At 67.9% G+C, this 19,788-nt stretch carries 15 protein-coding genes and 1 pseudogene; 9 read left to right on the top strand and 7 right to left on the bottom strand.

Going from position 1 to position 19,788, the window contains the following annotated elements:
• Positions 1 to 27 precede the first annotated feature (27 nt).
• From H0B43_RS00075 to H0B43_RS00050, 6 genes are read right to left on the bottom strand one after another with little or no spacing between them, the layout of a single operon-like run.
• Entirely contained in the window at positions 28 to 1,575 is a 1,548-nt protein-coding gene (locus tag H0B43_RS00075) for a peptidoglycan DD-metalloendopeptidase family protein (protein ID WP_185730632.1), read from the bottom strand.
• A complete protein-coding gene (locus H0B43_RS00070) occupies positions 1,572 to 2,411 on the bottom strand; it encodes a hypothetical protein (RefSeq protein ID WP_185730631.1) in 840 nt (279 codons plus the stop codon). The genes H0B43_RS00075 and H0B43_RS00070 overlap by 4 nt, the downstream gene beginning before the upstream one ends.
• Entirely contained in the window at positions 2,411 to 4,510 is a 2,100-nt protein-coding gene (locus H0B43_RS00065; RefSeq protein ID WP_252190410.1) for a hypothetical protein, read from the bottom strand. The genes H0B43_RS00070 and H0B43_RS00065 overlap by 1 nt, the downstream gene beginning before the upstream one ends.
• Complete coding sequence (locus H0B43_RS00060) at positions 4,507 to 7,545, bottom strand: ATP-binding protein (protein ID WP_185730630.1); 3,039 nt, start codon at positions 7,543 to 7,545, stop codon at positions 4,507 to 4,509. Before H0B43_RS00060 ends, H0B43_RS00065 begins: the two co-directional genes overlap by 4 nt.
• A complete protein-coding gene (locus H0B43_RS00055) occupies positions 7,542 to 7,940 on the bottom strand; it encodes a hypothetical protein (protein ID WP_095866423.1) in 399 nt (132 codons plus the stop codon). The genes H0B43_RS00060 and H0B43_RS00055 overlap by 4 nt, the downstream gene beginning before the upstream one ends.
• A 36-nt stretch (positions 7,941 to 7,976) precedes the next feature.
• Positions 7,977 to 8,309, bottom strand: coding sequence for a hypothetical protein (locus H0B43_RS00050; RefSeq protein ID WP_054248314.1), 333 nt, complete (start codon positions 8,307 to 8,309; stop codon positions 7,977 to 7,979).
• Between the two features lie 1,199 nt (positions 8,310 to 9,508).
• Here H0B43_RS00050 and H0B43_RS00045 point away from each other — a divergent pair.
• From H0B43_RS00045 to H0B43_RS00010, 8 genes are all read left to right on the top strand, one after another.
• Positions 9,509 to 11,587 carry an FtsK/SpoIIIE domain-containing protein gene (locus H0B43_RS00045; protein WP_185730629.1) on the top strand — a complete coding sequence of 693 codons (2,079 nt, stop codon included), beginning with the start codon at positions 9,509 to 9,511 and terminating at the stop codon, positions 11,585 to 11,587.
• A 33-nt stretch (positions 11,588 to 11,620) separates the two neighbouring features.
• Positions 11,621 to 11,821, top strand: coding sequence for a hypothetical protein (locus tag H0B43_RS00040; protein ID WP_054248316.1), 201 nt, complete (start codon positions 11,621 to 11,623; stop codon positions 11,819 to 11,821).
• Positions 11,822 to 11,871: 50 nt separating this feature from the next.
• On the top strand, positions 11,872 to 12,213 hold the full coding sequence (locus tag H0B43_RS00035; protein WP_185730628.1) for a hypothetical protein: 342 nt from the start codon (positions 11,872 to 11,874) through the stop codon (positions 12,211 to 12,213).
• A 5-nt stretch (positions 12,214 to 12,218) separates the two neighbouring features.
• Positions 12,219 to 13,541: a ParA family protein gene (locus H0B43_RS42745; protein ID WP_185730627.1), complete on the top strand. Its 1,323-nt coding sequence runs from the start codon at positions 12,219 to 12,221 to the stop codon at positions 13,539 to 13,541.
• A 78-nt stretch (positions 13,542 to 13,619) separates the two neighbouring features.
• Complete coding sequence (locus tag H0B43_RS00025) at positions 13,620 to 14,969, top strand: hypothetical protein (RefSeq protein ID WP_185730626.1); 1,350 nt, start codon at positions 13,620 to 13,622, stop codon at positions 14,967 to 14,969.
• Positions 14,970 to 14,983: 14 nt separating this feature from the next.
• On the top strand, positions 14,984 to 15,718 hold the full coding sequence (locus H0B43_RS00020; protein ID WP_312034161.1) for a hypothetical protein: 735 nt from the start codon (positions 14,984 to 14,986) through the stop codon (positions 15,716 to 15,718).
• Positions 15,719 to 15,788: 70 nt separating this feature from the next.
• Complete coding sequence (locus tag H0B43_RS00015; RefSeq protein WP_185730625.1) at positions 15,789 to 16,346, top strand: hypothetical protein; 558 nt, start codon at positions 15,789 to 15,791, stop codon at positions 16,344 to 16,346.
• Between the two features lie 35 nt (positions 16,347 to 16,381).
• Positions 16,382 to 17,944 (top strand): RecQ family ATP-dependent DNA helicase, encoded by a 1,563-nt coding sequence (locus tag H0B43_RS00010; protein ID WP_397517536.1) that lies wholly within the window; start codon positions 16,382 to 16,384, stop codon positions 17,942 to 17,944.
• Positions 17,945 to 18,134: 190 nt separating this feature from the next.
• Here the strand turns inward: H0B43_RS00010 and H0B43_RS00005 are convergent, their stop codons facing one another.
• The gene (locus H0B43_RS00005; protein WP_252190409.1) at positions 18,135 to 18,875 is read right to left on the bottom strand and encodes a hypothetical protein; all 741 of its coding nucleotides are present in this window, start codon (positions 18,873 to 18,875) and stop codon (positions 18,135 to 18,137) included.
• Positions 18,876 to 19,034: 159 nt separating this feature from the next.
• Here H0B43_RS00005 and H0B43_RS43050 point away from each other — a divergent pair.
• A pseudogene (locus H0B43_RS43050) lies at positions 19,035 to 19,695 on the top strand (DUF6308 family protein).
• Positions 19,696 to 19,788 lie beyond the last annotated feature (93 nt).

Here is a 19,788-nt window from a genome sequence, read left to right as displayed (position 1 = left end):
CTGCGGCAGTTGCGGGCAGTCCACTCATCACATCACCCTCCGTGCCTTCATCCCGCTCATTAATGACGCTTCCTTCACGACGTCACCCGTGGTCGGGGCGTGGAGCATGCGCCCACCTCCCAGCGCGACGCCGACGTGACCCGGTCCGGAAGCGGCCCAGGATCCGAAGACGAGGTCGCCTGGTTGGGCCTGATCGATCGGGATCTCGATGCCGACGGTCCACTGCTGCTCCGAGGTCCGTGGCAGTGTGACCTTGCCACCGCTGCCGGTGAAGACCGCGTAGCTGGTCAGTCCGGAGCAGTCGAAGCCACCACCGGACGGTCCGCCGGTGCTACCTCCACCCCAGACATAGGGGGTGCCGAGGTACTGCCGCGCGGCCGCAACGACCTGGCCGCCGTCCTTCGACCCGTTCGGGACCAGGAGGCCGGTGGAACTCAGGGACGTGTACTTGGCCTGACCGAGGACGATCTTCGCGACGTAGTTCTGAGTCTCGGCATACGGGGGAATGCCGCGGTGCGACTGCACCGCACCGAAACCGGCGTTGTACGCGGCCAGCGACAGCTCGACCGGATCTCCTGCCACGGTGCCGGCCGCGAGCGCGGCGTTGACCTGGTCGTTGAGGGCGCACATGAAATGCCCTTGAGCCATGACGGCGTCGCCGATCGAATTGGGGTCGACCTTGCCGTCGCCGTCGTAGTCCTTGCCCCAGGTCGCCCAGGTTCCGGGCATGAACTGCGCGGGCCCGAGTGCACCCGACGGTGAGACTGGGGCGTTGGCGCCGTGCCGAAACTGATTCTCGGCGTATAGCTGCGAGGACAGGATCGGGGGCCGAATGCCGGGGCAGATGCTGCCGGCTTTGCGGATCCACGGGTCGAATTCTGGTGGCACCGATCCGGCGGCCAGCTCACCACCACCGACGGTGCCGAAGCCCGCGCAGTCGATCGGCGATGTCGCGGCCGCGAGCTCAATGTTGTCCGAATCCGCGGCGGTATTGGTGGTCGTTGCGGCGCCGCCGAGCTTGGTCATCGGGTCGACGGCGGTGCCGCCTTGGAAGCGGCCGCCTTCCCAGTATTCGAAATGCAGGTGGGCGCCGGTGGACTCACCGTCGTTGCCGATATTGGCGATGTGGTCACCGGCCTTGACCTGCTGTCCTTCACGGGCGATCAGCCCGTCGGCGAACATGTGGCCGTACACGGTAGAGATCGGTGTGTCGCCGACGAGGGAATCGACGACGATCCAGTGCCCGAATCCCGTGGCCGTACCGGAGCGGACCACGACGCCGTCGAGGGCGGCGTAGATCGGGGTACCAATTGCGCCGGCGAAGTCGACGCCCTTGTGCTCGGTACCCCATCGTGGCCCGAAACCGGAGGTGAACGTGGTGGTCCCCGCCTTCGTGGGCGCAGTGATCGGCCCGGACGCCCGCATCTGGCCACCAATGCTCGGGTCGTTGTCGGCGGAGGTGGTCTTGCACCGATCGTGAGCAATGACCGGCTGGGGTGCGCACGCCGTTGTCCCGAGGACTGTGGTGGCCGCGGCCGCGAGGAGCAGCGCGGTCCCGCGCCGGCGCAGGGTCACAGGGCCCCCGGGATCGGCGTGTCGAGTTCGGGGATCGGGATAGGTCCGGGCACCGGCACCGGTGTCGGACCCGGTGACGGCTCGGAGTCGGACGAAGCCGACGGTGACGGCTCGGAGTCGGACGTAGCCGACGGTGTGTGCTCCGTCGCCGAGGTTGTCGTCGACGGTGCGGTGGTCGTGCGCGAGGCGGGCGCGGGGTCGCTCACCAGGGACGGGGAGGTACCGAGCTTGCCGACCTCGTCGCGGTCGAGGGTGGGAAAGGGGTTCTGGACCTGCCATTTCGGCCCGTTCGGGGACTCGGCCACCTGCACGGTCACGCGCAGGTCGCCGGCCTGGGTGGGGATGGTGACCTCGGCCCGCCGATCGCCACCGGTGCCGGTGACGATCTCGCTGGTCGTGGGTCCGGTGATCGCGACGGGCCCCTGGGGACGTGCGGCGACGATCGTGTCGCCGGGGGTGTCGGTGGTGTATCGGCCGAGCTTGGTCTTCCACTCGGTATTCGACTGGGAGATGTCGACGTAGCTGTGTGCGTAGGCCATAGCCGTGGCCGGCGCACTCTTCGCGACCGCGGCCGCGGTCTTGCCCGCGATGGCCGACTCGGTTACCTCGACGAGGTCGTAGGTGATCTCGTCCGACGGCGTCGCGGTGGTGGTCGTCGAGTCGGTCGTTGCCGCTGTGGTCGGCGTACGTGTGGGCGCAGGGGGTTCCCCGAACACGGTGCCGGCGAGGAACAGGACTCCGAGGACGGCGGCCACGCTGATCGTGAGGTTGGTGCGCGAGTACAGCACCCACCGACGGATCGGGGCGAGGACCGGGTTGCCTGCGGGGCGGGCCATCAGCTGTACCTCTCGCTCGGGTGCGTCCGCACTTCGGGAGACAGGGACGTCTCGTACAGGCGGGCATTCGACCGAGGCGGAGTCGCATTGCCGGAGGCCGCCGACATGGCGGGCACCTTCTCGGGTGAGACGTCCTTGCGGGTCGGGGTGAAGACTTTCGTCGGGGCGATGGCCGAACCCGCGCCGCCGTCCCAGGTCTCACTGACTCGCGGAGCGCCACCGTGGCTCGCTCCGCCCCCGGAACGGCTGGCGCCACTGCCACCGGCGCCGAGCGCACTCAGGACTGCGCTGCGGCCGCGGCCGCCGCGGGTGTGGCTGTGGCTGTTGTCCGGCTCGTGGTCGTCGCCCTTGCCCGCCCCGGTGCGGATCTGGCTCTGGGAATCCTTGCGTGAGTCCGCCAGCCGCTGCAGGAGATCCATCTTCTTGCGGGCCGCGATGCGTGACTGATCGGCCTCGTGCCGGCGCCGTTGGTTGAGCTCGCGCCCCTCCGGACGGCTCGGGGCTGCCGAGTTGCCGCCCGCCTCGTTCTCGTCGGTGCCGCCGTCCTTGGTCTTCTTCCGCAGCGCCCCGACACCCTCCTCGACCATCGCCCCGGCCGGGCCGCCGACAACCGCGCTGGCCCCCTTGAAGAACTTCTGCTTCATCGAGGACTGCGCATGACGGGCTTTGCGGTTGAGAGCGCCGGCGCGGTTCTGGGTGAAGGTCTGCGAAACCCGCTTGAACGGCCGCATGATGAACCAGCACACCAACGTCAAGATCACCATGAACCACAGCCGCCACGACCCGTCGATCTGCCCGTCGTCGGTGACATACAACTTCACCAGGGCAAGCAAATAGAGCGCGACGATGACCGCACCGGCCACACCCCACACGTAGGCGCTGACGATCATCCGGCACACCCGCATCAACGTTCCCGCGTGCGCGGCGGCGAGCGGTACCCAGATCGGGGCGAACAGGATGGCCAGGCGAATCGCGAGCAGCGCAATCAGCTTCAGCACCGATGCACCGATCCACAGGATGGACGGCATACCGACCTTGACCATCGCCATGAACCCGATGGCAAGGCGGCCGGAGTCCTTGCCCTGGAACGTGTAGTAGGACAATCCGTAGTCGTCACTGAGCGGCTGGACGATATCCTCGCGAAAAGCCTTCTCCTTTTTGGCCTTCAGGTCGTTCTCGACACTGGAGTCCGGTGCATTCTCGATCTGCTGTTGTTCCTCGTAGGAGAACGCGAGCGCATCGCGCAGCTTGGGACCGAGCTGGTTCTCCTCATCGTCATAGTTCGGGCCGAACCAGCCCTTACGCCAGTCGTCGAGAAAGATGTCGTCGAGCAGCACGTCGCGGGGTCCTTTGCCGCCGCTGCCGGAGACCGACAGCATCTCGTTCTGTGTATCGGTGATCAGCGCCCCGAAGGTGTCATCGGCGAACCGGATTGCCTGCTGGGGTGCGCCGACCAGCAGCGCGCCGAGGGCGAGGGCTGCTCCGCCAACGGCCAGGGATTTCGTCACGCCGGCCGCGTTCGATTTGAGTGCGTGCCAAAGCATGATCACGCCGGCCACGGTCAGCCCGATACCGAGCCAGAGGCCGTAAATGCCGAGCATGCCGTTCGAGATCGAGGAGACGACCTCGTCGAACTGCTCCATTGCGGGCGCGATCCCGGCGTCTTCGGCGGCCTGACCGGTCTTGGTTTGATCGTCGAGCCAGAATGCGGCCGCGGCCAGGGACTTCCCGACCCCCAGGAAGATGTTGCCCCAATTGGTGTCGGTCACCGCTCCCGGGGCGCGCACCAGATCCGCGCCGCAACCGAGATCGTAGGTGTACCACTGGAGACCCGCCCACCCGTAGGTCGTGTATCCGGTGCCCCCGTTGTCGGGGCGGTCCGTGCTGGTCGCGTCGAAAACAGCGGGGAACGCACCCTTGGGGTACTCCGGGGCAGGCACCTCGTCGCACGCGAAACCGCTGGCCGCCGCGACAGGGGAGTTCGGGCCGACCAGCAATGGGGCCAGCACCAGCGCCAAGACGGCCAGAAGCCGCCCCAGCCGCCCAGCCAGCCGCCGATTCGAGGTCATCTCGTGCTTGGGGGACCACTGTGCGTTCATGCGGCACCTCCGAGGGCGTTCTTCGCGGTACTCGAGTTCAACGCGGCGAAGACGTGGGACAGGTGCACGTAGTGGACCCAGCTCGACCGGACCAGTTCGACGTCGTCGGCCATCCGCACCATCCACCGGCGGGCTTGGTCCTGGTAGGAGGTGTCGGTGTCCTCGTCGAGGGTGTCCTCACCGCCGCTGCCGAGTTCGGCGAGGAAAGCCTCGAAGCCCTGCCCGGCAGGGAGTTTGAGGAGCTTGAGGGCCCCGTCGATGGCGTGCGGGTCACCGCCGACGTCGCCGACGAAAACTTCGTAGGTCAGGGCAGTTTTGTCGTCGGTGCCGTCGAGGCCGAGGAAGTCGTCGGGCAGCTGTGAGCAGACCAGGGCGCGGACCTTGAACTTGCGGGAGTCGCGGGCGATCCGCAGGTTCAGGGTGCGGCCGGCGCCGGTGGATTCGAGGTACTTGTTTTCGTCGAGGAACAGCACCTTGCGTACGTGCCTCGGCTTTTCGTAGACGAGCCGGTTCGCCAGCCACGCGGCCATGTGCATCAGTGGGGCGGTCATCCGCTGCTGCGGGGTCCACTGCGAGGAGGGAACGCCCTCGGGTGGCAGCTGCAGGCCGGGCATCGTGAGAATGGTGAGCCGGATGTCGGCGTCGAAGTCGTCCACGCCGCTGCCGACCGTGCCGGCTTCTGGGAAGAGCACCCGGGCTTCGGCGAGTCGGGACATCAACTCCAGCTGCTGATACACGCCACTGGCGCAGGTGCGCACGGCTTGGTCGGGATCATCCTTACCGATCGCCTTGATGGCGTCGAGGACTTCGCCCAGGTTGTGGTCGCGGTCCCCGCCGACGCGGTTGGCGGCCAGGTGCAGCACCGATTCGGTGTGCTCGAGATGCAGGTGCCGTTCGGTGAGCATCATCTTCAGCACCGACACGGCGACCTCGACTCGTTCGGCGGCCGCGGCGCGCATGTCCGCGTCGTATTTCGCCTGTCCCGCGGCGAACGGGTCGGCAACGCGCGCGAAGTCCGGATGGCGGGTGTCGTACTCGGGGTCGTCGCGGCGTGGGTCGATGATGACGCGGTAGGGGTTGAGTGCTCCGGGACGGGAGTCGCGGCCGGTGAGCGCGTAGACCCGGGCGATGTCCCGGAACTCGGGTAGGTTCGCCAGCTCCTTGAGCGGCCCCGAGGGGTCGAGGACGACACCGTAGGCGCCCGCGCGGACCGCCTGGTAGACGATCATCCCGGCCAGGAACGTCTTACCCGAACCGGGCACCGCGACGATGGGGGTGAGCCCGGATTTGTGCTTGATCTCGTGCGCGGCGAAGCAATCCCAAATCACGGGGCGCGGCGCGATCGACGAGGTCTCCCCGAGTACCACTCCGCGGCGGTCGCCGATCCGGTCACCGGCGGTGGCCATGCCTGCGGCGACGGCTTCGACGTCCATGTGCCGTGTGTGGGCGATGTTCGCCCGGGGCTCACCGGGGATGAATTCGCGTAGTAGCTGGAACTGTCCGTGTTCCTGTTCGAGGGCGATGTGCGGCTTGTACATCTCCCGTAGACCGGCCACCTTCTTGCGGGCCTCGTCGGGGGTCGCTCCGACGACGGCGACCCGGTACCAACCGGAGGTGCGGGTGGAGAGCCCGGAGTGGTCCTCTTCGACGTCGGAGATGACGTCCTGGACGCGGGTGTGCTGCTCGGCCAGTTCCTTCGGCGGGACCTCGTCGTGTTCGACGGTGTAGTGGTCGAATTGGTTCTCGATTTTGCCGGTGAGCGAGCGCATGGTGCGGATGGTTTGTGCCTTGTCGTGCAGCTCGATCCGATCCGACCATTCCAGCGGTTCACCGGAGGGGTCGCCGATGACCTGCCAGGGCAGCATCCGCTCCGGGATCGGCAGCGGGGCCATGCGTCCGACGGTCAGGACGATGACCGCACCGGTGTAGCGGCGGCCCTCGACGACGCCGGAGACGGTGGTGTAGCCATCTCCGGGTGTCAGGGACAGGTCGGTGAGGTCTTCGAGGGCGGCGACATCGTCCTCTTCCCAGTCGCCGGCACCGGCGGCACCGCCGCCCGCAGCGAGCGGTAGGCCGATCGTCGCCGACCGGCGCAGCAGGTAGTCGACTGCAGTCGGTGATGCTGGGGCGGCGTTGACTCCGCGGCCGGCCATGATCCGTTCGAGTTCGGCGAGATGATCGGCGAGCGCCTTCTCCTCGCGTGCGAAGGCGTCGTCGGCCCAGACGGTGATCAGGGACGAGAGGGTGCCCAGGAGCGGCCAGTTCGCGACGTAGCCGAGGGTGTTGGCGAGGTAGTCGAGCCCGATCCCGAGCACCGACCGCTGCGGCAGTTCGATGCCCCAGTAGCGGCCCTTGATCGTCGCGTTCGACCACAGCATCGCGTGCTGCTGCCCGCGCAGGTACTCCGCCCACGACAGGGCGCCCGGGACGTCGTCGATCGGGGCAGCCCACTGGTCGTGGTCCTTGGCCCACTGCTCGACCGGGAACGGGGTGCGCACCAGTCGCCGGTGCAGTCGCTCGACACCAGCCTGCTGCAGGTTGGTCAGCACCATCGCCTCGTCCCGGATGAAGCGCCGCTGCTTGCCGGTGGTGCGGAAGTTCCACGGCCCCTGCTTCTGCACGAACCACGCCGTCGACGTGCGTGAGGTGCGGGTGATGTGACCGGAGGTCCCGGTCAGCTGCAGCCGCACCGCCTTCCGGGCACGATCGGCGCGCTTCTTCGCCGCCGCCTTCTCGCGATCGGCGGGCGTCTTCCCGCGGCGCTTGGAGCGCTTGCGCCGGCGCTCGGGCGTGCGAGTGTCTTCGGCCAGGACGGCGGGGTCCTCTGCCCGGGTATCGACCTCCTCGGGCACCTCGGTGACCGGGTGCGGAGGGAACTCCACTTCCGACCACGCCCGCGGGCCCGGTTGTGGGGCCGGCGTCTGCCGTCCCGCCGCCCATGACGGCGGCAGCGCTCCTGGCGGGATCACCGGCACCGGGTCTTCGAGTTGAGGGTCGAACAGCGATGCGATGTCGTTGTCGTCGTAGGTGGTCATCGGTGTGAGTCCTCACCGTCGATGCGGGCCGTGTCAGGTCGGGCGCCAGCGGTCAGCCGGTCGGGGAGGGTGACAGTGACCGTCTCCCCGGTCTTCGGGGGCCGTGGGGCATTGAGATCGTTGAAGGCTGCCTTGAACACCGACCGCAGGGGTCGGTCCGGGGTGACGTACTTGGCGATGTGGTGGGTGACGAAGACGGTCACCAGGGCCATCGTCAGCCACGACTTGTATCCGAGCGGCAGGTGCAGAACGGCGCGGGCGATCAAGAACACCACCGCGAACACCGCTACACCGACGAGTCCGGCGGTGTACCGAATCCGCACCGGCAGGGTGTATCCCGTCGGGCCCAGATAGTGGCGGTCCACCCGATACAGCAGGTCGTCGTTGTTGATCACCTATCGCCCCTTCCTCTGTGGGAACACCTCGCGTGGTCAGGCGCCGGGGTTGAGGCCGATGAGGCCGAGGAACCAGTTGCCGACACCGGCGGCCGCCGTCTCGGAGTTGGCGATGCCGAGAAATGCCAGACCCACCACCGTCAGCCCACCGACCGTGAACACCTTCGACAGGTTTCCCTTCAGGCCACCGATCAGGACGACGCAGGCGATGACGGCCAGGATGGTGAAGACGACGTTGTCGCCGATCCAGTCTCGAAGGTTCCTGGTGTTGACGTCCGCCTCCTGGGCAAGGGTCACGACACCGGGTACGGCCGAGGGGTGAGCTGCCGTGTTTGACAAGTCGACGACGGTGGAAGCGATAGCGAACATGATGCCTCTCCAACAGGTTGCGAACCGATGCCACGAATGTGGTTGCGCGAGACCGTAGGAGAAGTGACCGAAAGTTCTCAACCAGCCTTGTGGATAACTTTGTCCCGGGCATCGACACCAGGGCCCGGGCCAGGTGGAACCGCCCGCCGGAGACCGGTCCGAAACGGACCCCACCCAGGACGTCGGCAAGGCCGGTCGGGCAACAGTCTCCGCCGAGTGGACGAGGACACCCGCACCGGGACGGCAGATTGTCACGGCTAGCCCTCGTCCTCAGAGCCCGTGTGATGGCCCGCGGCGTGCACGGTGAAACACCCCGGTGACGGCGAAGCTCTAGGGGTGCCTTCGCAGGGGTCTTCCGTGGTGCGTCGACACACGCTGCGAAGGGGTCTTGTCCGACTGTCTGTTCGGACTTCGGAAAAGGGGTTGCGCTACAAGCGCTGACGAGGTGGGGGAGACCCGGTCCGGCAGCACGGCGTGAGCTAGGCCCGGACGGGGTTCCGAGGCAGGGGATCAGCGAGCGATGCGAAGGCCTGGCTCAGAGGAGTGCAATCAGGCGGTGCTACAGGGGGTGCTTCGGACCGCTCCGAAAGAGGGGCGAAAACGCCCTCCCCTTCGGGGTCACTCCCCCCGGCCCTTCGGGCCTAGGGGGGAGTGTACCTATGGAAATCCCGCCGCGCCAACCCATTTCAGAGAGTGCAGCTCAGAGGCTGTGCGAGACGGTCGGAAGGGGCACAGGAAGCGGGGTCGATCAGCGGCTCGATGACGACGCCCAGCGACCAGCCCGGCAGCCCCAGAGGACGCCGTTTCGGGCCACCGCGCACCACCCGTGAGAGTGGTTTCCGCACCCTCGTTCGGACGCTTCGCTGACGGTCCGCGCGAGCCGTCTCGGAGGGTCCGCCACGGCCCTCGAAAAGGGGGTCGTGGACACCGTCCCCAGAGGCTCTCCGAGACCACCTCCGCATGGTCGCTTCGAGGTCCCGGACACGGGCTCCGGCGTGGATGCCTCAGAGACCCCGACACATCCAGCGCACGCACCGCAACGACCCTCCACAACGGTGCCGCAGCCAGGCCCTCCGAACGGGCACAAAAAAGTTATCCACAGGGCTGGTTGAGCCAAACCGTGCAGTCCTGCCAAGGTGCACATCCACAACGCCCGACCACACAGGCACCGGGCTCGACACGACGAGAGGAGCGAGGCGATGGCGCAGCGAGATCCGCTGAAGGACTTCCTCGTCGAGCTGTTCGGTCCGGGACCGGGCAGTCGCAACGCTCGCGCCGAGCAGGCGGCCGCGGCGAAGCCCGCCGTCGCCCCCTACCGGACCTTCGCCCCCATTCCGGTAGCCGCTGCCGGCCTCGCCTTCTACGCACCCGAATTGGCGGAGACCCCCGTCGTCGAGACGGTCAACGGGATGGGCGAGATCCTCGCCGCACTCCACGAGCACACGCTGCCGCTCGCACTCCTCGGCGCAGCCTGGTCCGCAGTCGACATCGCCCGGTTCCGTGGCCACTGCCAGCGGGTGATGCTCGAGGCTCAGATCCGCCAGACCACCCGGCACCTGCCGGTCAAAGTAAGCGTGCCGTTCCCGCCCGGCATCGGCACGTTGCGGACCGCGAAGATCAAGCTGCCGCGCGGTGCGATCATCCGCCCGAAGGAGATGGACGAATTCACCGCCGCAGTCCGCGGATCGGCTGGGTCGCGCACCGGGAAGTACACCTACACCGTCCGCCACGACGCGCACCGCGACCGGATTCTGATTACCCGCAAGCTGACAGAGGCGGACACCCGCTCGGCGCGTCACAAGGCGCTCGAGCTGGCACTCAAAGATGGCCCGCTCAAGGACCCGGTCGTCACCGTCGACACCCGCGACGAGAACGGTGTCGAGACCGGCTACATGATCACCTTCACTCCCTCGCTCAACAGTGGGGCACGCGGCTTCCAGGCCAAGGTCGAGGAAGCGCTCGCCTCCCTTGCCGGTGACCACGAGTCGGGCCGTACCTGGGCCACCCAGTGGACCCCGTCCGAAGGGTTCTTGGTGATGCGGCTGCGGGCGCCGCTGCCCACCCGTGTCGATCACCCGCTCGAGTTGGTCGACGAGAACCTGCGCCACCTGCCGTACGCGACCGGGGCCGGCGACCTGAGTCTGTTCTGGGATGTCTCGACGAAGTCGAACAAGCCGCACGCGTTGATCGTCGGCCCGACCGGTGGCGGCAAGACCTCGGTGATCCGCACTCTGCTCACCGAGGCGGCTCGCCGCGGTATCCCGTTCCTCGGGGTCGATCCGAAGATGATCGAACTCGACGGTCTCGAGGGCTACCCCGGGTGTGCTGCGATCGTCTACGACTTTGTCCGCGCGGCGATGCTGGTGCGCGCCCTGCACGCGGAGATGATGGCCCGTAACCGGTACGTACACGTGAAGAAGATCGAACCGTCCCAGCTGCCGTTGATGATCGCGGTGCTCGACGAGTTCTTCATCCTCTCCGGGAAGTGGCAGGCGCTAGCCAAGACGGGTGACGACGAAACCCGTGCACTGCTCAAAGAACTCGATCCGCTCGGCGCGTGGGCGGATCTCGCTGTCCTCGCCCGTTCGGCCGGCATCCGCCTGCTGCTCGGGGTGCAACGCCCGGACGCCTCGCTGTTTGGTGGTGCCTCCGGTAATGCCCGTGACAACTTCGGCACCCGCATGAGCCTCGGTCACCTCTCCCAGGATGGTGCGCTGATGATGTGGGGCGACTCCACGGTTGGCCGCGAGGTCGACACCTCCGTCCCCGGCCGCGGCGTGGTCACCTCACTCGACGGATCCCCGGTGGACGCGCAGATGTGGTGGACCCCGAACGTCGACCCGCACCCGAACAAATGGAACCAGCTCTCGGAGGCAGAAAAGGCGATCGTGCGAGGACTGACCCCAGTCGAGCCGCCGACGTTGCAGTTCTACTCGAAGGAACTGCGCGATTTCGTCGAATCCGAACGAGTTCTGGCACAGCGGGCGCGCGAGCGCGGGGATGTTCTCGAGCCGGTCGTGCTCGGTGACAGCCCTGCTGACGCGATCCCGGCCTCGGCCGTCACCGAGGGGATGGTCATCCTCCTCGACGACGACCAGGGCAACGAGGTTCCGGTGACCGTCGACGCGGTCACCGTCATCCGCGACAAGGACACCGGTGACGTCCTCGAAACGACGCTGTCGATCGGCACCGGCGGACGACTGAAAACCAACGTCCACTACGGCCCCACCGACGTGGTGTTCCTTCCCGAACCCGACCAGATCCTCACGACCGTCTGACCCGCCCACAGAGCCTCAACGAAAGGAATCGCAATGACCGACAAGACCGACGCCCAGGACATCTGCACAGTCCTCGGCCTCCCACGCCACGACGAAGCATCCGACACCCACCGGTATGCCCCCGGCGGTGCCTTCACCGCAGCAGTGCCAGGGATTTCCGTGGCCGGCGCAGCGGCCCTCGCCGGGGGCACGATCGGCGGCCTTCTCGGGCCGATCACCGCCCCCCGTCTCTGAACCTCACCCACCCGCTATTCATCGCACCAGCCACACCAGGAGGACCAGTCATGAGCCGCCGCATCTCCCAGTCCATCACCCCCACCACTGAGGACGTCACGATCCTGCGGGAGCCGTTCGCGACGAAGGGCGGAAACGACCCTGTGATCACCGAACTGCGCAGGGTTCTCAAGGACGCGGTGCCGACCTGGCTGCCCAAGCTCTCCGACGACCAGGAACTTACCCGCTCCCGGCTCGACGAGTTCAAGGCCGCAGTCACGTTGCGCCGCCAGATCATCGAGTTGCTCCCGGACGGTCAGGCCCGCACCGCCGCACTCGCCGCACTCGACAACGCCGACAAGACCGTGGCCGAGATGGACTCCGAGCTGTCCGTCGGCGCATTCGGAGGGTGACCCCCGTGAACGCATTCACTGTCGAGATCCTCTCGGATACCACCGCGCGTATCGCGGGGACCGACGAGGAGATCGTCGCCACCGACGGGAAGCCGATCCAAAACCGCATCTACGAGTACAGCCAGGCGCGTGCGATGGAAGCGGGCGGCCCGGTGGAGGTCGCGGTGCAGCGTTCGGGACGTTCCACCCAGATCACGGTCGCACCCGACGGCACCGCGTCGCGGTCCGCCCCGACCGGCCCCATCGAACCCGTGGTGCCCACCGCGCCCGCCGCCCCGGAACCGTATGAAGACGCCGTTCCCGAGCCGGTCAGTGTCACGGTCGAGCCCATCGGCCACTCGGCTCGCCGGGCCCCCGACGAGGGCCGCCCGCGCGGCCCCGCAGCCAGCACGCCCCGCCGGGCGGTGTCGGCGCTGGTGGCGCCCGAGGTCACCCCGGGCGCCGGGGAACCCGCGCGTCTGGGGATGCGCGGCCGGCTCAACGCGGTCCTCGGTCTCAGCCTTGCTCCGAAGACAAACTCGGCCGAGATGCGGCTGCGCGCATCCGAAGCGACGATCAACAGCCCGATTCCCGACTTCTCGGTCGTGACCGTGGCCAGCTGCAAGGGCGGGGTCGGCAAGACCCCGTTTGCGGTGGCCCTGGCCCAGACGCTGGCGACCGTGCGCGGCGGCAGCACGGTCGCGTGCGCGGATCTCGCCGAGATCGGCGGCAGCCTCGCTGATCGGGTCGGTGTTCCTCCCACCGAGGGGCGCGATGTGGTCGGACTGCTGGCCGCCCACACCGATGCCGCGGCCACGATCCGGCCATCGGCACTGTCGCGATACATGACCCGCCAGCCGTCCGGTGAAGACATCGTCGCCGGCCGCCGAGGCGCGGAGTCGGGACTGAGCTACGACGACGCCGCGAAACTGGCCGACATCCTCGCCCAGCACCGCGACATCCTCGTCGCCGACACCGGCAACAACCCCCTCGCCGGCAGCTGGCAGTGGGCGATCTCGGCCGCCGACGTGCTCGTTATCCCGGCCCCGCTGCGCTTCGACGCCGCCTCGTCCGCCGAACGGTTGCTGCAGCACCTGTCCGCCACGGGCAGCGACGTTCTCAACCGCACGATCGTCGTCGTCACCGACGGTCCGGGCGACGCGCCGATCGTCGAACATGACGCCGTCGAGGCGTTCTGCGAATACGCAGTGCCGGTGTTGCGGATGCCCTTCGAGCCGTTGTTCGCCTCCGGTGAACGCATCGTCCCCGCCAGACTCCGCCCCGCCACCACGACGTCGTTGACCGTGATCGCCGCGACCGTCGTCGAACTGATGACCGCCGCGCGCTGATCCGGCCACCCTCGCACCCGCCCGCCCAGGTCTCTCTCCGCCCGAATCTCCCGTCACCCACGAAAGGCAGCAACCGAGATGAGCACTCCCGATAACCGCGCCGCACGCCGACAGATCGGCCGGCACCGTAAGCACACCGCCCCGATCGGAGCCACCGCGGCGGTCGTGGCCGCCTGCATCGCCGCGGGTCTGTCCCTCGCCCCCTCGGCGAACGCTGCACCCGGTCAGGCCGGAATCACCGACAACGGGGGTCAGGCCGGGGTGACCAACGAGGGCGGCCAGGCCGGCGTCAACACCCCCACCCCCGAGCCCGCCGCGCCTGCGCAGGACGGCGGTGGCACGACCGAGGATTGGGACACCTACCTCCCGATCCCGGTGGAGTACCAGAACGCTCCGACCCGTTCGGTGCCCACCTACAACGAGCCCACCTACTACTACGCCCCGGAGCCGTCGGCAGAGTCCGACGAGCAGGTGGTCCCGGAGGCGTACCGGGCACCGGAACCTGCCCCCGAGCCGGGCAAGCCCGTCGCCCCGATCCAGGCGGCCCCCGACACCTACCGCTTCGGCGCACTCAGCGGCCCACGGCCCGACTGGCTCCCCCGGGAGGAGGCGGACAAGCTCAACAACACCTCGTCCATTCTCGAAGCTCAGGGTGCGACGTTCTTCAACTCGCTCGGCATCGAGACGACCCGCTCGGACCGGGTCGCGGCAGGCGCCACTGCCGGTGTCGTCCTCGGTGCGGCAACCGGTGCCGTCGTCGCCGGTGTGCCCGCCGCAACTCTCGGTGCCGCCGGTGGCGCGGTCATCGGCACGGTCGCAGGAGTATCGATCATGGGACCGGTCGGCGCGATTACGGTGCCCATCGTCGGCGCGGTTCCCGGCGTGGTCGCTGGCGGCGCCGCCGGTGCGGGTATCGGTGCTGCAAGTGGCGCCGCAGCCGTCGGGCTCCCGGCTGCTGTTGCCGGTGCCGCAGTCGGTGGCGCTATCGGTGGTGCCATCGGCGCCGCATACGGCGCAGGCGAGAACATGGGCGAGGCACCCGAACCCGCCCCGGCACCGGCCCCCGAGGCCCCGGCAGTCGAGTCGGCCCCGGCGCCCGCTCCCGAGCCCGCTCCGGTGATCGACCTGGAGCCGGCGGCCGCGTTCGTCGAGCAGAACACCCAGCCCGCAGCACAGTTCGCCGACACCGCCACCGCCAGCTCCACCGGCAGCGCAGTCCTCGAGCAGGCCACCGACTGGGCGGAACAGGCCGCACCGGCCGCCACCCCGGCCGTCGACCAGGTCCAGGACGCCGGGGCGCAGGCCGCCTCCTGGGTGGCCGAACAGCCCGGCGGCAACCAGCTCCTCGAGGCCGGTGCCGACCTGCGCACCGCCATGCCGAACGAGGTCAACACGCTCCTGTCGACCTTCGAGAACGCCGCAGCCTAACCAGGAAAGGGGTGGTGGCCGTGAACCGGCCGAGCATCACACCGCGCAAGTCGACCCGGCATCCGGCAGTGATCGACACTCTCGGGGCCGCGGCACCCACCACCACGGCGACGCCGGGCCGACGCAGCACGACCGCGTCGCCCGGCGGCCGCGCCGACCTGACCGCACCAGCGCAGCACCCGACCCCACCGAAACGAGCACGCAAGGTGGCACTTCGGGGCGGCAAGAAAACCGCCGTCGCCGCCGCGGTGGCCATCGCCGCGGCCGGTGCCGTCGGCTGGAGCGTGCTGCAGCCCGACGAGTCCGCAACAACCACGCCAGCAGCCCCGTCGGCGGCCGCACTCGACGAGCTGGTCACTCCCGCCCCCACGCAGACGCCCGAGGCCGCACAGAGCCCCACAGCCGCCAGTGACGTCGGCGACGAGTGCCGCACCGACCGCGGAGACCAGAAGAGCGGAGAAGGGGTGATCGCCGCGTTCGAGCACGCCTACTACGTGACCCGATCCGGGCAGGCCGCCCGCGCCCTCGCCGCGCCGGACTCGCCGCTCCCGGCACCGGAGAAGATCCAGGCCGGCATCGACACCGTCCCGATCGGAACCAACTACTGCCTGCGCACCATCACCATCTCCGGCGGCCACTACTCGGTGGTCCTCTCCGAGATGCGCCCCGGTCAACCAGCGACCCAGTTCACCCAGACCATCACCACCAAACAGATCGACGGCCGCTGGTTCGTCGACGTCATCACCTAAACACCGTCACACGCATCGAGGCGGCCGGCCGCGTGTCGGCCGCCTTCGCGATCCCGGAGAGGACCAACAGATGAGCGTGCACCGCATCCGCGGATCCGCAGCCGCCACCGCCGTGGCCGTGGGCGCGTTGGCTGCGCTGACCGCCGTGGCCGTGGGCGGGTTGGCTGCGCTGACCGCGTGCGGCGGCGACGACGGCCGCGCCGCGGCCAGTGTGTCCGCATCTCAAAGCGGCACCGTCGTCACCGATTCCAGCGACGACCTCGGCAGCATCATCATCGGCTGGGGAGAACAACACTCCGACAACGAGATCACCACACCCAAACCCGAAGACGTCACCGCCCGATGCTTCGGCAACGGAGACGACCTGGCCGTCGAGATCAGCGCCCCCCACGGCTGGATCATCAAGACCTCACACCCGTCGCAGGTGCTGACCGTCGAGAACACCGACCAGGGCCTCTCCGGCGACATCGACACCACGAACAAGTACCTCGACAGCCTGAGATCGGTGGACTGGTCGCAGCCCGACCAACTCGACATCGCCGCCACCGCCGCGGCCCCGCAGGACTGGAACTCCCCCTACGGCACCGGCCGGGTCTACCTGTCCGTGCACATCGACTGCACCCAGTAGCACCCCCGCCAGAACCCAGAATGACGAGGAAACAAGTGGATGACCAGCAAGAACGACACGTCCCCACCCTGGCTCCGCCGGTGAATCTTCGCGATCACGCGGAAGAGCTGCTGCGCGACATTGCAGGACCACACGCGGCATTGCATCAAGACCAATGGACCGCTATCGAAGCGCTCGTCGTGCACCGCAAACGTGCCCTGGTGGTGCAGCGGACAGGATGGGGAAAGTCTGCGGTGTATTTCGTGGCCGCGAGGCTACTGCGATCGCGAAAGATGGGCCCCACGGTGATCGTGTCACCGTTGCTGGCTTTGATGCGAAACCAAGTCGGAGCAGCGCAGCGTGGGGGAGTGCTCGCGGCGACGATCAACTCCGACAACTTCAGCGAGTGGGAGAGCATCCGCACCGATATAGCCGCCGATCGGGTCGATGTGCTGTTGATCAGCCCCGAGCGCCTGATCAATCCACGCTTCCGTGAGGAGGTGTTGCCAGTCCTCGCCGCGACCGCGGGCCTGGTCGTCATCGATGAGGCGCACTGTGTCTCGGACTGGGGGCACGACTTCCGGCCCTCGTACAGGGCCATCGCCGGCCTCCTCGCTCAGCTGCCGGACGGCATCCCAGTCCTAGCGACCACCGCCACGGCCAACGACCGGGTGATTGCCGACGTTGCCGCCCAGCTCGGCGTCGGAGCCAGCGGCAGCAACGACGGCGCGATCGTCCTGCGGGGCGGTTTGGACCGGCCCTCGCTGCACCTGTCCGTAACTCACCTCGACGATCACGTCGACCGCGGCATCTGGCTGGCAGATCGGCTCGGTGACCTGCCGGGCTCGGGCATCATCTACGCCCTGACTATCGCCGCGGCCGGAGAACTGGAGACCGCACTCTCGGAGCGCGGACACAGTGTTTGCGTCTACACCGGGAGAACCGACGCCGACAAGCGCGTCACCCTCGAAGCGGATCTTCTGGCCAACAGAGTGAAAGCGCTTGTCGCGACATCCGCATTGGGCATGGGCTTCGACAAGCCCGACCTCGGGTTTGTCGTCCATGTGGGCGCACCAGCGTCTCCGATCTCGTACTACCAGCAGATCGGCCGCGCCGGCCGAGCCACGGACCGAGCGGAGGTGATCCTGCTTCCGGGCCGAGAGGACCAGGAAATCTGGGACTACTTCGGGTCCCTCGCATTCCCCCGCGAAGAGGTTGTCCGGCGACTTCTCGACACACTCGACAAGAAGAAGCCCCACACGATCAAGGCACTAGCGGAGAAAACCGAACTTCATCGCCGGAGGACGGAGATGGTCCTGCGCGTCCTCGAGGTAGACGGCGTAGTGCGGCGAGTACGCGGCGGGTGGATCGACACTGGAGCACGGTGGACGTACGACCGGGAACGCTATGAGGGACTCGAGGACGCTCGGAACGCCGAGCAACAGGCCATGATCGACTACCAGCACACCGATAGCTGCCGCATGGCTTTCCTTCGTCGACAACTCGACGACCCAGACCTCGACGACAACACAGAATGCGGACGGTGCGACACCTGCGCGGGGAGAAGAGCGAGGAATCAGCCGATCCCGCCTGCAGCGGAATTCCAGGACGTCCGATAACTGAGTCTGTTTCGCCAGGTAGAGACGGATCGGAACAGACACTCCGCGAGAACCTATAGCCCATATGGCAGATATGCCCCATATGGGATTTCGGGCGCGCCAACGCGACGCCCGAGCTCTCATTCCAGCCGATCCGCCCCCGGTCACCGCCCGCGCCCGCCGCGGCGCCTAGCCACCGACAGCTGCCGTCTCAGGTAGCGAGTTCGGCTCGTGAAGCAGTGAGGGTCGCTGCGCATTCTTCGTCGCGAGGATCGAACAGCAGATCCCATCGATTCGTCGTTTCCGGGATCGTGTACTCGTGACGTTCGGCGGGGGTGGGTGCCCGCCACCCGTCCCTGCTGTACGTGGTGGCGATGCGTTCATCTGTCGTGAACGTGATGACGACTTGGCCGGCCTCGGCGGCAATGGTCAGTAGCTCGAGCCGTAGCCGGCGCGCGACCGGCGGCCGCTGGGGTGTGATTGCGGGGCGTTGGAAGTGGTTGTGGAAGGTCACCGCGCCGCCCCGGCGGACGTAGACGGTGAGCGCCGCCCCGACCGTGCTGGTGCCGTTCGTCAGCCACATCACCCGAAACCGGTGCCGCCACCGGGTGACGGGGTAGGCGCGGGATCGAGTCGCCAGTGCCAGACCGTAGACGGCGTACACGAATATCCCGACGAGCATGAGTGCGATCGCCACGAGCAGGACCATCAGGACGTCATCGAGCGCGACGGTGGCCAGTGCCGCCGCGATTACGGCGAGGAGCATCGTCAGTGCCAGAGCCTCCCACCAGCGAGCCTGGTGCGGGCGCCTGAAGTTGCCAAGCTGCAGACGCGCCGCGGCACGAATCCGGGGGCCGGGCGGCGGGTTCGCAGTCCTCCAGCGGTCCATGCCGTCGAAGAAGCCAGTGGTGGTGCACTCGCCTTCAGTCCATCCTTTGTGCGCATCGATCACCGCGCATTCCTATCACTGAACGGGGCAGTTGACACGTCCCTGTGGCGTCCGAAGGGTCACGCCCGCAACGCGATATTGTCCACACAACGCCGGGCGCGTAGCGATCACCCCGGCTCGGTTCCCGGCCGCCGGCACCTGAAGGGTGAGAGGGTGCGAGGTATGACATTGCGGCTGCCGATCACCCTCGCCACCGACTCGGACGCCGCGGCGGTCGAGGCACTGACGAAGTATTACGACCGCCCGTATCTGGGCGACGACGCCTATGTCGGCGCGCATTTCGACTCCTGGTCCAGCACCGGTAATCGGGTGGGGGAGGCGGACCGGTTCACCGCGGACGACCTGGTCGCGGTGACGTTCCTTTCGGTGCAGGTCCCACCGAAAGCGGCGCGGGCGATCCTGCACACCCAGTCCGAGGCGCTGAACGCCCTTCTGACGGCGATAGGCCCGGACCGGGACCTGGTTCGACGAACCGGAACCGCTGACCCCGGGATGGCCCGCCTGGGACCTGGAAACGGCCCTGTGGGCGCTGCCGGGGATCGGCCAGACGAAGGCAACCAAGCTGATCGCCCGCAAACGCCCCCGGCTGTACCCGATCTGGGACTCCGTTGTCAGTCAGGTCCTGGGCACCGAGCGAGCACATCTGAACCCGGTCCGGGAGGCGCTGCGCGCCGACGGCGGCGCGTTGCATCGCCGGTTGCTGTCGATCCGGAAGGAGGCCGGCCTTCCCGAGGAGACCTCCGCGCTCCGTGTGTTTGATGTGATCGCGTGGATGGACGGCAAGAGCCGCGGCCTCGAAGAGCGCTCTGACCTGGAAAGATGACACGTCCCGGACTGAGGATGTGCCGCGGCTCAGGAGCGGGTGAAGCGGGACCTGAGCTTTTGCATGCCGACCATGACCTTTTCTGCGGTGCTC

This window comes from Rhodococcus sp. 4CII (assembly GCF_014256275.1).
Classification (GTDB): domain Bacteria; phylum Actinomycetota; class Actinomycetes; order Mycobacteriales; family Mycobacteriaceae; genus Rhodococcus_F; species Rhodococcus_F wratislaviensis_A.
This window is presented reverse-complemented; position numbering and strand designations above follow the sequence as displayed.

Excerpts from the sequence above, each read along its gene's own strand:
- H0B43_RS00035 (WP_185730628.1), top strand. The coding sequence starts at position 11,872 with ATGAGCCGCCGCATCTCCCAGTCCATCACCCCCACCACTGAGGACGTC.
- H0B43_RS00025 (WP_185730626.1), top strand. The coding sequence starts at position 13,620 with ATGAGCACTCCCGATAACCGCGCCGCACGCCGACAGATCGGCCGGCAC.
- H0B43_RS00065 (WP_252190410.1), bottom strand. The coding sequence starts at position 4,510 with ATGAACGCACAGTGGTCCCCCAAGCACGAGATGACCTCGAATCGGCGG.
- H0B43_RS00015 (WP_185730625.1), top strand. The coding sequence starts at position 15,789 with ATGAGCGTGCACCGCATCCGCGGATCCGCAGCCGCCACCGCCGTGGCC.
- H0B43_RS00045 (WP_185730629.1), top strand. The coding sequence starts at position 9,509 with ATGGCGCAGCGAGATCCGCTGAAGGACTTCCTCGTCGAGCTGTTCGGT.
- H0B43_RS00050 (WP_054248314.1), bottom strand. The coding sequence starts at position 8,309 with ATGTTCGCTATCGCTTCCACCGTCGTCGACTTGTCAAACACGGCAGCT.
- H0B43_RS00060 (WP_185730630.1), bottom strand. The coding sequence starts at position 7,545 with ATGACCACCTACGACGACAACGACATCGCATCGCTGTTCGACCCTCAA.
- H0B43_RS00070 (WP_185730631.1), bottom strand. The coding sequence starts at position 2,411 with ATGGCCCGCCCCGCAGGCAACCCGGTCCTCGCCCCGATCCGTCGGTGG.
- H0B43_RS00040 (WP_054248316.1), top strand. The coding sequence starts at position 11,621 with ATGACCGACAAGACCGACGCCCAGGACATCTGCACAGTCCTCGGCCTC.